Raw genomic sequence first — 13,337 nt, 5'->3', positions numbered from 1 at the left:
AAAGATTTATGCTGTACTAACCGTCACTAAACTATACCTTTCTTTGTGTCATAACAACATCTACCTTTACAGATGACCTTACCCCGCTTAAAATTTAATAGCTAAATCATTAGCTTTTCTTAAACGGCAACTTGCCAAGGATTTTTATGCGCCTATATCATTGGTTGTTTGTACTCTCTGTTCTGTGCGGCTGCGCTACCATAAGTATTATTGAATACGATAACCTCTATGGCTCTGCCAGGATAGAAAATCGTTTGCCTATTCAGAAAATACCAGCCAAAGAAAACATACATTTTAACCAAGTAATTAAACCTATCATCGAAAATCGATGTGTTGTTTGTCATGGCTGCTTCGATGCGCCATGCCAATTAAAAATGGAAAATATTGTAGGTATAGAACGTGGCGCTAACAAGGAACTAGTCTATAACGGTGAACGCCTACTGACAGTTAAAAAATCACACAGCATAAGCACTTTAACCACACAGGATAAAAAACAATTAAGTTTTTTGCGTCAAGAAGGCTTCTTCCCAGTCTTAAATGAACGTAATCAAACACCTATCGCTAATGCTAATGCCGGTTTAATGTATCAAATGTTACAACTCAAACAACAACACCCTTTGCCTAACAAAAGATTATTAGATAACAGCTTTGATGTTTCTCTCAATAGAGAACAGCAATGCCCTACAATAGAAGAGTTTGAACACTATAAAAAGAATTACCCTTTAGGAGGCATGCCTTACGGACTGCCTGGATTAAATAAAACACAGCATCAACAACTAACCAGCTGGATAACAAATGGCGCACAAGCGCCAACACCTGAACCAGTAACAAAATACGAACAAGATATTATCAATAAATGGGAAAGGTGGTTAAATCGCACTAATAATAAACAACAACTTGTTTCACGTTATTTATTTGAGCATTTGTATCTTGCCAATTTATATTTTAAAGAAAATAGTCAACGTTATTTCAAAATAGTCCGTTCAAATACTCCACCTGGTGAGCCTGCAGTCATTATTGATACTCGCCGACCTTTTGATCCGCCCTTTACTGGTAATAAGAATATAATCGGGGAAACAGAATTAACCGAAAACTCAGTGCAACAACAAGTTTATTATCGAATACTTAAACAACACGACACTATTATCGCTAAACGTCATATGCCTTACCGCTTCGATTTAGCAAAATTAAATTCGTTAAACACACTATTTATTTCGCCTCAATATCAAGTAACTAAACTACCTGATTACCAGTTAGCAAACGCATCTAATCCTTTTATCACGTTTCGAGATATACCAACAAAATCACGTTATACCTTCTTGCTAGAGCAGGCGCAGTTCTCAATTATGAACTTTATTAAAGGTCCTGTTTGCCGAGGGCAGGTTGCCTTAAATGTAATAGAAGATCACTTTTGGGTGTTATTCGCAGATCCAAACTATATTAACGATTTCCACTCCGATAGCTTCCTTGATAACAAAAGTGACTTATTGCAATTACCCGCTTCAACTAGCGATAAAGCTTTCTCATTATTATATTGGCGTTCTTATGCTAACCGTGAAAAAGCTTATGTAAAAAGTAAACTTGATCATATGAAAGCAATTAACTTTAAACAAAATGATGTTGATCTTAATTTAATTTGGTCAGGAGATGGTAACCCAAATGCTACCTTAACAATCTTTAGACATTTTGATAGTGCCTCGGTTTTACAAGGCTTTATTGGGCAAACACCAAAAACAGCCTGGTTTATTACCTACCCAATATTAGAGCGTATTCACTATTTATTAGTCGCTGGCTTTGATGTTTATGGCAATGTAAGTCATCAGTTGAAAACACGTTTATATATGGACTTCTTACGTATGGAAGCCGAAAGTAATTTTATTGCTTTCTTACCTAAAAAGGATCGCAGAAAAGTGCATGAACATTGGTATAGAAACACCTCGAAAGACATTCAAGATTACATATTTTCAGATGACTTTTATCAATTACCAGAAACGAACATTAACTATATAACCAAAGATTCAAAAAAAGAGTTATTGGATAAAGTCGCGAAATACACCAACAATAGTCAGGTTAATAACTATAACTTACCTCAGACCGACAACAGTAATACTAATGAATACAAGTTAAATCGCCTTAATAAAATGACTGGTTCAGCGGTATCAATTTTACCACAAGTTAGTTATTTAATGGTTAATGGAGCGCATGGTAACAGTGTTTACACATTAATCAATAATAGTGCTCATACCAACGTTGCTCACTTATTTTCTGAAGATGAACGACGCATACCTGCAGAAGATACTTTAACGGTACTTTCAGGTGTCGTTGGTACGTATCCAAACGCATTCTTTCAGGTCAGTGAGCAGCAGTTAAATACATTTATTGATGAACTAAAAAATATAAAAACTGAGCAAGATTATAGCCAACTTAAAGATAAATTTGCTATACGACGTACTGACCCTAACTTTTGGCAATACGCTGATAAATTACATATTTGGTATAAAAAAAATCAAGCTAATTCAGCGGGTTTATTAGACTTTAATCGCTTAGAAAATCGTTAAAAGTAAAAACCGCTAAATCTTAACTTTTTTATGCAGGCAAGGATACATACCGAACCAAATAACCAAGTAACTACCTAAGTACTTGTTAAAAATTTAATTTATAAAAATAGTGTCGTAACAACCGACAAGAAAAATCATTTAGAGATAAATTTTTTCAAAGCAAGAACTAACACCTGTACCTTTACATTGCTTTTCAACTTTTACTTGCTTACTACATTCGCATCGCGTTAGAATCTTTCCGCGTTACTAGCATAGCTAATAACGCAACTTGTCGGAGTGCCAAAGGCTGAGATCGCGTAAGCGGGATCCGTAATACCTGAACAGATTAGTATCTGCGTAGGGAACAAGAGAAAGTTAGCGCTATTAGCGCCTAGCTTCCTTCATTACACACCTTTATTGTTGTCATTCCGCTTCTTTTTTAATGTATTAAAATAGGTAGCGACCATGAACGATCAATCAGAAAACATACGTAAAAAAAATATACCCCCTAAAAATAAACCAAGCAGACGTGAAAAGCGTGAGGCGGCAGCTGCATTTTTGAAAAATGTTTCAGACCAGTCTTTCCCTAATTCTAAAAAAGTTTATGTTCAAGGTAAAATACACGACATTAAAGTTGCTATGCGTGAAATCACCTTAACCGATACTTTAGTAAGCGGTGACAAGGACAAGCCTGTTTACGAAAAAAATGAACCTCTGTGTGTTTACGATACCTCTGGGTTTTATACCGATGAAAATGTTAATATTGACGTACACAAGGGTATTCCTCGTTTACGTGAATCATGGATTGATGCTCGTAATGACACTGAGTTATTCTCCAAAACCCATTCAGAGTTTGCCCAGCAACGTCTAGATGATGAAGCTGTAGACGAAATTCGTTTTGAAAAATTACCTACCATGCGCATCGCTAAAAAAGGCAAAAATGTAACGCAAATGCATTACGCCCGCCAAGGTATTATCACGCCAGAAATGGAATATATCGCCATTCGTGAAAACTTAAAGCGCGAAGACGTAAAAGACAGCATTTTATTACAACAACACAAAGGGCAATCTTTTGGTGCCAGTATCCCTGAGAAAATAACCCCTGAATTTGTTCGCGACGAAGTTGCTCGCGGTCGCGCGATTATTCCAGTCAATATCAATCACCCTGAATGTGAACCTATGATTATTGGTCGTAACTTTTTAATCAAGGTTAATGCCAATATTGGTAATTCAGCAGTCACCTCTTCCATTGAAGAAGAAGTGGAAAAACTGGTTTGGTCCACTAAATGGGGGGCTGATACAGTAATGGATTTATCGACAGGTCGCAACATTCATGAAACTCGTGAATGGATTTTACGTAATTCACCAGTACCAATTGGCACTGTACCTATTTATCAAGCCTTAGAAAAAGTTAATGGTGTGGCTGAAGATTTAACCTGGGAAATTTTCCGCGATACCTTAATTGAACAAGCTGAACAAGGCGTCGATTATTTTACGATTCATGCTGGTGTTTTATTGCGTTATGTACCTATGACAGCGAAGCGAGTAACAGGTATAGTTTCTCGCGGTGGTTCAATCATGGCGAAATGGTGTTTAGCACATCACAAAGAAAACTTTTTATACACACACTTTGAAGACATTTGTGAAATTTTAAAACAGTATGATGTTTCATTTTCATTAGGTGATGGTTTACGCCCAGGTTCAGTTGCAGACGCTAACGATGAAGCACAATTTGCTGAATTACACACCTTAGGCGAGTTAACAAAAATAGCATGGCAGCATGATGTACAAACTATTATTGAAGGCCCAGGGCATGTGCCACTGCATATGATTAAAGCCAATATGGATGAGCAACTTAAGCATTGTGGTGAAGCCCCTTTCTATACGTTAGGACCATTAACGACAGATATTGCACCGGGTTATGACCACATTACATCAGGTATTGGTGCTGCCAATATTGGTTGGTACGGTTGCGCAATGCTTTGTTATGTAACGCCAAAAGAACATTTGGGTTTACCCAATAAAGAAGATGTAAAAGAAGGTTTAATCACCTATAAAATTGCTGCTCATGCAGGGGATTTAGCCAAAGGTCACCCAGGTGCTCAAATTCGCGATAATGCAATGAGCAAGGCGCGTTTTGAGTTTCGTTGGTACGATCAATTTAATATAGGGTTAGATCCTGAAACAGCCAAAGCTTACCACGATGAAACATTACCGCAAGAGTCGGGGAAAGTTGCTCACTTTTGTTCGATGTGTGGTCCCAAGTTTTGTTCAATGAAAATTTCTCAAGAAGTTCGTGATTATGCTGCCGATCTTGAATCAGGTCGTAAAATTGAAATTCAATTACTAGATGAAACTATTGTATTAGATTCATCCCAAACGAATAACGAAAAAATCAACCTTGAACAAGCTGAGGTAGAAAAAGGGATGGCGGAAAAATCCGCTGAATTTAAAGCAACGGGTAGTGAAATCTACCATAGTGCTAAGTAATGAAGATTGCGATTGTAGGTGCAGGGTTGATAGGCCGCTTGCTAGCCTTATCTTTACATCGCCAAGCTGAATTTAAGGTGTCTTTATTTGATAAAGACACTAAGCTCGCACATAACAGCGCCGCTTATGCGGCAGCAGGTTTATTAACGCCTTTAGGTGAATCACTCCATTGCGAAGAGAATATTGTCGCCATGGGGTTTGAATCCTTATCTTTGTGGCCCAGCCTACTTGCAAGCTTAGATGAGCATACCTTCTTTCAGCAAACTGGCACCATTATGGTGAGTCACGAACAAGACAAAGGAGATTACCTACGATTTACTCGCCATTTACAGCACCATTATCCAGATCAAAAGCAGCACTCATTAAATCGTACCCAACTAACTGAGTTAGAGCCCGAGCTTGGCCGTAGCTTTACCCAAGGCTTGTATCTACCCCAAGAAGGGCAAATTGGTAATCGTCGATTACTCGTTGCTTTACGTAAGCAACTTGAGCAAGAAGGTATAGATTGGCTCAGTGAAACATTAGTGACCGAAATAAAAACGTCTACCCACGAAAGCTCTATTTCTTATACAGCCAAAGGTGCTGACCAACAAAGCCAAACCTTTGATCTAGTCCTTGATTGTCGGGGAACTGGCGCTAATATTAAAAACGCGAATTATCACTGTGCTCCCTTAACTGATTTACGCTCTGTGCGTGGTGAGTTATTTCAGTTATTCGCACCCGATGTCCATTTATCACGTCCTATTCGCTTAATGCATCCACGCTATCAACTTTATATTGCGCCCAAAGAAAAAGGTTTTTATGTCGTTGGTGCCACTGAAATTGAAAGTGATGATAGCGGAAATATGACCGTACGCTCAGCAATGGAATTATTAAGCGCAGCTTATAGTGTTCACCCAGGGTTTGCTGAAGCTAACATTCGTCAACATATTAGCCAATCTCGCCCTGCTTTTAGCGATAACCAGCCCCAAATTATTGTGCAAGACACGTTAATACAAATAAATGGGTTGTTCCGCCACGGCTTTTTAATTTCGCCTGTAGTTTTGCAACAAGTACTCGCAGTAGTAAGCAACAAAGTGTCGGGTAAAGTACAAACGTTACCTTATGAGCATTTATTAGCGGTGCAAACACTTACGCCGCAAAATACGCTACAACCGTACAACACATAAAAGGCAATATCATGAATATACATATTAATGGCCAATCATATTCACTTAATCACGAATCAAAAATAACAGTCAGTGCCGCATTAGCCTTGTATTTTATAGAGCCACAACAAAGTACCTTTGCCGTAGCTGTTAATGGTGACTTTGTTAGTCGAGAAGACTATGAAAATACTCATGTTATTAATGGCGATAGTATCGATGTACTTTTACCCATTCAAGGAGGTTAATAGCAATGTCATTAACGCTTTATGGGCAAAAACTCGATAGTCGCTTATTAATTGGTAGTGCGCTCTACCCTTCCCCTGAAATTATGAAACAGGCCATCATTGCCAGTGGTTCGCAAGTCATTACCTTGTCATTAAAGAGACAAAACCCAGCGGAAAAATCAGGACAAAAAATATGGCAATATTTACAGTCTATAGTAAAACAGGTAGATGGTTACTTACTACCAAACACTGCCGGTTGTAAAACAGCCAAAGAAGCAGTAACACTTGCTAAAATGAGTAAAGAAATTTTCCAAACAGATTGGATAAAATTAGAAGTTATCGGCGATGATTATAATTTACAGCCTGACCCTATCGAGTTACTTAACGCTACAGAGCAATTACTAAACGACGGTTTTAAAGTGCTGCCCTATTGCACTGATGACTTAGTTTTATGTCAGCGTTTATACGACTTAGGCTGCCAAGTGATTATGCCTTGGGCATCACCTATTGGTACAGGCAAAGGTTTAATGAATCCTTATAATTTAGAAACTATTCGCCTACGCTTACCTCAAGCAACGCTTATTTTAGATGCCGGTATAGGTAAGCCCTCGGACGCTTGCTTAGCAATGGAAATGGGCTATGACGGCGTATTATTAAACAGTGCAATTGCCTTAGCTGATAACCCTATTCTTATGGCAAAAGCATTTAGCCAAGCTTTACAAGCTGGCGAACAAGGGTACATTGCCGGAATAATGGAACAACGACAAACAGCTCATCCATCAACTCCCACCTTAGATACGCCATTTTGGCATCAACAATGATAAATAATCGTCAAAAAAAGCCAATAATCTGGAGTATTTCAGGCAGTGATTGCTCTGGTGGTGCAGGTATTGCTGCCGATATAAAAACAGGCCATAGCTTGGGTGTGGAAGTGTGTACATTAATTACCGCCAATACGGTACAAAATTCAGATCAGCTAATCTCGGTGAACCCTGTTGCTGTCGATATTTTACAACAACAAGTAACGACCCTGATTGAGGACAAACCGCCAGCAGTAATAAAAATTGGTTTACTAGCCGGTAATATACAAGTTTTATGGTTAGCGTCGACACTAAAGCAACTAAAAAGAAAACTACCACAATTAATTACTGTTTATGATCCGGTAGGACAAGCCAGTGTTGGTGGTAATTTCAATCAATTATCAGTGCTTGACCTAGCTCCTTTATTACAACAAATTGATGTGCTTACCCCTAATATAAATGAAGCCCATTTTTTTGTAAGTTCAATGATAAAAAAAGAAATTGACTCACTTAGTATAGCTCAACCTAATATAAGTCAGCTTAGCGTCAAACAACTTGCGAAAATAATTCATCAAAGATTTGCCATAAAAAGTATCATTATTAAAGGTGGTCACAGCAAAAATAATCACCAGTGCATTGATTACTGTTACCACCAACTTAATCAAATAAAACAGGATAATCAAGATAAGTGCTTTCAAGCAATCGAATATCAACTCAGCTCACCTCGACTTAAAACTCATTATAGTCATGGCGGCGGCTGTAGTTTCGCAAGTGCCTTAGCATCGTGTTTAGCGAAAGGGTATTTAGTACGAGATGCTTTCACCTTAGCTAAAGCATTTATCAACCATGGGCTAGCTGCAACACAAAGCATTAGTGCTAAACAACAGCATCAATATTATGGCGCTTTTGAACAACTCGCCTGGCCGGCAATATTACCATCAGAGGTGGAGTCACAGGTTTGTTTAAATGAATTATTTCCAACGGTAATAGATACACTCAATCAACAACATCAAAACTTACCTGCGTTTGCATCGCTAAATTTACAAGGTGAGAAGCTCGGGTTATACCCAGTAGTAGACTCAATAGCGTGGTTAAAGCGTTTATTACCTTTAGGATTAAACATTATCCAACTAAGAGTTAAAAATTTAGCCGAAACTGAGCTTAAAAATATTATTATTGAAGCGATTAATTTAGCCCAAAAATATAAAACTCGACTATTTATTAATGATTATTGGGAATTAGCTATAAAATATAATGCTTATGGCGTTCATATTGGGCAAGAAGATTTAAATAAAGCCGACTTAAAAAAAATTCAACAGGCAGGGCTTAAGCTTGGTATCAGCACACATGGCTGTTATGAGTTTTTACTCGCACAACAGTTACAACCTTCGTATTTAGCTATTGGCGCCATTTTTCCAACAAAAACTAAAGATATGACAGGACAAATTCAAGGGGTAGATAATTTACGCCAGTTATTAGCATTAAGATCTAAAAAACCATCTATTCCCGTCGTGGCCATAGGCGGTATTAATTTAGCACGAGCACCTCAAGTACTAGCAACGACTGTTGACAGTATCGCTGTCGTTACTGCAATCACTGAAGCAAGCAATCCAGAACAAGCAGTTACTGAATTTGTTGCTTTAACTAAACATCCTAAACTGAATTCAGATTCACTGTAAAGAACGGTTTCAATAATGTTATTGGTCTATTGCTATTTTAGGCTGCCACTCTAACCAATCTTTATCAAGGGTTTGATGTAACAAAAAGCTATTTACTCGCGGAGCACTTTCTGGCTCATCTGCTGATAATGCTGGACTAGCAAAGGCAATACCACCAGAAATTAAGGTTTCAATAGACTCTGAATCAATATTAATGCCTGAAAAAATACCAGCATCAATATTAATACCACTTGTATTCCAGAACTTGCTACCACGATTAACTAAAGGTGCATAGCGCTTGGCAATATTGATATAAACGTCAACGGTATCAGCCGTTGGTGATAAATCAATACCAATAACCTTACCAACTTTCACCTGGCGGTATAACACTGGATTACCAATACGTACCGACCCTAAGCGCTGAGTCACTAATTTAATATTTAAGCCATAAGGTAATTGTTTCACCGTAGGAGGTAATTCAAGCGCTTCAAATACTGTTTGTTGTTCGCTTGATTGATTACTTGGTAAAAGTGAAATAAACGCACCATCAAGTAAAGATGAAACATTTTTCGATCCTACTAAACCAATCTCTGGCTCAACGACCCAAAAATTAGTACCTTTTTGTGCAAATTTAGCACCTAGATCATTTAACAGTACTAAAGCTGTCACACCAATTTCATCAGGATTAAAAATTAAACGTGTTACTGAGCCCACTTGTTGTCCTTGATAAACAACATGTGTATTTACTTTTAAGCCCGAGTAGTCCTTGAAATAAATACTAATAGCCAGACCTGCATTTTCTGCTTGTTCAATATTATCAAATAACTCAAAAGTATCTAACTCTTGTACTTGAACTTGTGTTTTCTCAATAACGACAGGATTATAAAAGCTAATTCCACCACGTAGCATCGCATCTATAGATTCAGTTTTTAGTACAAAATCACCCAAACCACCGCTAAGTGTGACACCGCTCGCATTATAAAACCTGGTATCAGCCTGAATTAACGCTTGATACTCTTCATCAATCGTTACATTAATATGTACCTTATCTGCTTTCTTGTCTAAGGCCACATTATCAACTTGCCCAACCACAATACCGCGATAGCTAATACTACTTCCCGCGGTAGCTACCGTTGCACTATTTGTTAATAAACTTAATTGTAAGCCTGGTGCACTAGCTGATTTAGCTGGCGGTGACGTCAATAAGGTAAAGTTAGTTTTAGCTACTTCACTTTCGTTATTAAAATCAAACGTGATATAAGCACCACCGAGTAATGCTTCAGGATCTGTTGCACCAGACAAAGTAAAGCTTGGTTTAGCCAACCAAAATTGAGTACCTTCACGCAAAATATGCTCATATTCAGGTAATAAGCCAAGGAATAATTTACTGCTATCGCCATCAGCTTCAATAGTATGAATGGCACCTATTTCTATGCCACGATGTAACACACGTGTGCTAACCTTAATCTGTTCATTAGCAGGCGCAGTTAACGTAAAACTGACCCGTTGCTCTGCTATTTTTTGGTTAGCAAATAATGTAAATTTGTCGCCATTAACTACTGAATTTTCTGCCAAAGCATCATCAGAACTGTCAATATTTATCATTGAAATCCCACCGGTTAAAATACTCTGCAGTGACTGTGCTTCAACATCTACCCCCAAAAGGTTGGCCTTAATTTTAAGCCCAGAATTATTATAAAAACGGCTAGTAGAATTAACATAGTGTTGGTATTTATCTTGAATATGAATGTGGATTAAATGCTGATCGGCTCCCACTGTATCAACCGCCTGAATGCTACCAATAACTTGCTGTTTAAAATAAATATTATTGCCTGCTTGTAAGGAGTGCCTATTATTAGACTCAATAATTAAATGTAATCCTGGTTCAGCATACAAATAAGGCGGTTTAACGTTGAAAACATGAAATTTATTTATTGGCTTACCTTGTAATGAAGGACGTATATTAATATAGGTACCGGTTAATAAAGCTTTTGCGTTTGACACCCCCGAAAGTTCAATTTTAGGCGAGACCAGATAAAACTGTGATTGATCGGTTAAGTAAGGAACAATACGTGGGTTCACTTTCGCTTGAGCAGTAATTTTTCTAGTCTTAGGGTCTATTTTACTAAAAGATTCAATACTCCCTATGGTTACACCTTGATATAAAATCGCTGCATTATGATTCACATCTGAATTCCAATCTAATGTAAGCTCAATGCTATGGCCCATCTCTGCGGCTTGAAAATCTGCATGTAATGGAAAAACTTGTCCGTTTTTAGCTGAAGGTAACTTTTCGTGATAACTCAAAGTATCAACCGCAATGCCACCACCAAGAATAGAGCCTAATGAACCAGTATTTATTTTTACACCTGCAGCAATAGAAGCGTTGATTTGTATGCCACTCATATTCCAAAAGAGTGAATTTTCTTTAATTAAATGCGCATATTCTTGTTCAATAAAGATATTGATATTAATGTCTTGGCTTTCTTCAACATAGTGGTAACCCGTAACATAACCAATAGGTATTTGTTTAAAGGTAATAGGTGAGTCTTCACTAATTGAACCTAACACACTGGCCTTCAAGGTTAAGTGCAGACCAGGCGTTGCCATATCTAACTCTGGCGCTTCATTTAATGCAATAAAGTGGTCTTGGCTGCGAGACTGTTTATCAGTGTCTGGAATAATATTAATATAACTACCCGATACTAACGTTTCTAACCCAGAAACACCTTGTAAAGAAATATCCGCGCTTACCAACCAAAACTTTGTTTTGTTAGTAAGGTAATCAGTAAAAGATTGTGTCATTTCTACTTCTGCAATCACTGATTGTAAGTCATCTGAGGGCTCTACTTTACTGACTAAACCAGTGACAAGACCTTTATAACGTACTTCTGTTTTTTTCGGGACAATACCTGAACCATTTTCAAATTCAATCGTAATGAAAACACCTTGTTCAGATATCGCCTTAATAGCTAACCAACCGCCAAAAATTAGCGCAATAAAAGGGATAAACCATATAGCTGAAATACCTTGTCTAGGCACAACATCAGCAGAAGCTACATTAGTTTTCAAATCATTATTATTCAACGATTTATCAATAGTCATTTTGTTCCTTTACCTAAAAATTTTCGTCACTATTTTGTTGTTTATCCCACAGCAGTCTAGAATCAAAGCTATTGGCTGCGATCATGGTAAAAATTACCGTTAAGGTAAAGTAATTTATTGCTGGTCCTGCTGCAATTGTCGTTATAAACCCTAATTCGACCACAGCCACTAGTAAGGCAACGACAAAGACATCCAGCATTGACCAAGGGCCCAAAAACTCTAACAGATGATAAAATTTACTGTGTTTATCTGGTCGTAATCTTATCCCAGTATGTGCACGGTAAACTAGTACAAACAAACCCGCTATTTTAAGTAATGGTACAATGATACTTGCTGTAAAAATAATGATAGCGATAGGGTACAAGCCATGATCAATAAACTGTCCAATACCTGAAAGTATCGTTGATGGCTCACCAATACCTAAAGAATATATAATCATAATAGGGTAAAGGTTTGCAGGAATAAAAGCTATTAATGCTGCAATACTCCACGCTAAAGTATATTGTAAACTGCGAGAGTTCCGTTGATAAAACATCCCTTTACAACGTACACATTGTATTTTTTCATCACTAGCGGCATCACCAAGTACGTTAACTTTATGGCATTGAGGACAAAGAGCAAGATTGTTGTTTTTTGCAGTATTAATCAACAAATTCATCCTCTAATTTTTGCCAAATATAATCTTGATCTAATGTCGACGCAGCCATTGTTGAACTAATCAGCCACAAAATAAAAGCCAGTAATCCCATGTTAATAGATAACTCAGTATCGTCGAGTAATTTATACATAGACACAACGATACCAAGCATAAATACATTGAGCATTGCCCAATTATCTAAGTGATGAAACGCACGAAAAAAATACAATAATGAAGGTTTTAACTTATTATATTTGAAGCTATAGGTAATATAAAAAGATCCTAATAAACGAATAGTAGGCACAGCAATAGCAAACAAAAAGACTAACGTTGCAATCATAAAGAAGCCTCGGTCTATCAGGGCAATAATACAATCAAGTAGTGATGCATGATGATACTGACCCGCTAATGTGACTCCCATAAGAGGAAGTAGTACAGCAGGTATTAACAACAAAAGACCGGCCATTGACCAATAAAAGCTCCGTTCAATTGAATTTACTTTTCGTTCAGCCATTGTGCTACCACAACGCGTGCACTTAACTATTTGGCCTTGTTTTAATTGCGGCTTTTCATATAGCGCATCACACAATTGGCAAGCTATTAGTTGCTTAGTATCGATATTATTGCTCAAGTGTCTCACCTAGTTATATCACCAATCATAGCAATTATTTTATGTGATAAAACAAAAAAGCAGCAATAAATGCTGCTTTTTTTCAGAGTATTAGTACATTACTAATA

9 protein-coding genes and 1 riboswitch are annotated in these 13,337 nt (G+C 37.5%); of the genes, 6 read left to right on the top strand and 3 right to left on the bottom strand.

What is annotated here, in order from left to right:
* Nucleotides 1–146: 146 nt before the first annotated feature.
* From KO509_RS03285 to thiE, 6 genes are all read left to right on the top strand, one after another.
* A complete protein-coding gene (locus KO509_RS03285; RefSeq protein ID WP_215971853.1) occupies nucleotides 147–2,558 on the top strand; it encodes a fatty acid cis/trans isomerase in 2,412 nt (803 codons plus the stop codon).
* A gap of 262 nt (nucleotides 2,559–2,820) precedes the next feature.
* Nucleotides 2,821–2,918, top strand: a riboswitch (TPP riboswitch).
* Between the two features lie 84 nt (nucleotides 2,919–3,002).
* Nucleotides 3,003–5,027 carry a phosphomethylpyrimidine synthase ThiC gene (gene thiC / locus KO509_RS03280; protein ID WP_252727353.1) on the top strand — a complete coding sequence of 675 codons (2,025 nt, stop codon included), beginning with the start codon at nucleotides 3,003–3,005 and terminating at the stop codon, nucleotides 5,025–5,027.
* Nucleotides 5,027–6,196 (top strand): glycine oxidase ThiO, encoded by a 1,170-nt coding sequence (gene thiO / locus KO509_RS03275; protein ID WP_215971852.1) that lies wholly within the window; start codon nucleotides 5,027–5,029, stop codon nucleotides 6,194–6,196. Before thiC ends, thiO begins: the two co-directional genes overlap by 1 nt.
* 11 nt (nucleotides 6,197–6,207) lie before the next feature.
* The gene (thiS, locus tag KO509_RS03270) at nucleotides 6,208–6,420 is read left to right on the top strand and encodes a sulfur carrier protein ThiS (RefSeq protein WP_215971851.1); all 213 of its coding nucleotides are present in this window, start codon (nucleotides 6,208–6,210) and stop codon (nucleotides 6,418–6,420) included.
* Between the two features lie 5 nt (nucleotides 6,421–6,425).
* Nucleotides 6,426–7,220, top strand: coding sequence for a thiazole synthase (locus KO509_RS03265; protein ID WP_215971850.1), 795 nt, complete (start codon nucleotides 6,426–6,428; stop codon nucleotides 7,218–7,220).
* Complete coding sequence (thiE, locus tag KO509_RS03260; protein WP_215971849.1) at nucleotides 7,217–8,878, top strand: thiamine phosphate synthase; 1,662 nt, start codon at nucleotides 7,217–7,219, stop codon at nucleotides 8,876–8,878. Before KO509_RS03265 ends, thiE begins: the two co-directional genes overlap by 4 nt.
* Before the next feature lie 18 nt (nucleotides 8,879–8,896).
* Here the strand turns inward: thiE and KO509_RS03255 are convergent, their stop codons facing one another.
* The 3 genes from KO509_RS03255 to KO509_RS03245 are packed head-to-tail and all read right to left on the bottom strand — an operon-like array spanning nucleotide 8,897 to nucleotide 13,230.
* Nucleotides 8,897–11,962: an MlaD family protein gene (locus KO509_RS03255; protein WP_215971848.1), complete on the bottom strand. Its 3,066-nt coding sequence runs from the start codon at nucleotides 11,960–11,962 to the stop codon at nucleotides 8,897–8,899.
* 13 nt (nucleotides 11,963–11,975) lie between these two features.
* A complete protein-coding gene (locus KO509_RS03250; protein WP_215971847.1) occupies nucleotides 11,976–12,614 on the bottom strand; it encodes a paraquat-inducible protein A in 639 nt (212 codons plus the stop codon).
* Complete coding sequence (locus KO509_RS03245; protein ID WP_215971846.1) at nucleotides 12,604–13,230, bottom strand: paraquat-inducible protein A; 627 nt, start codon at nucleotides 13,228–13,230, stop codon at nucleotides 12,604–12,606. Before KO509_RS03245 ends, KO509_RS03250 begins: the two co-directional genes overlap by 11 nt.
* Nucleotides 13,231–13,337: the final 107 nt, after the last annotated feature.

This window comes from Colwellia sp. C2M11, from assembly GCF_018860915.1.
Lineage (GTDB): Bacteria > Pseudomonadota > Gammaproteobacteria > Enterobacterales > Alteromonadaceae > Colwellia.
Note: the sequence above shows the minus strand (reverse complement) of the source record. Positions and strands in the feature narration are given on the sequence as shown.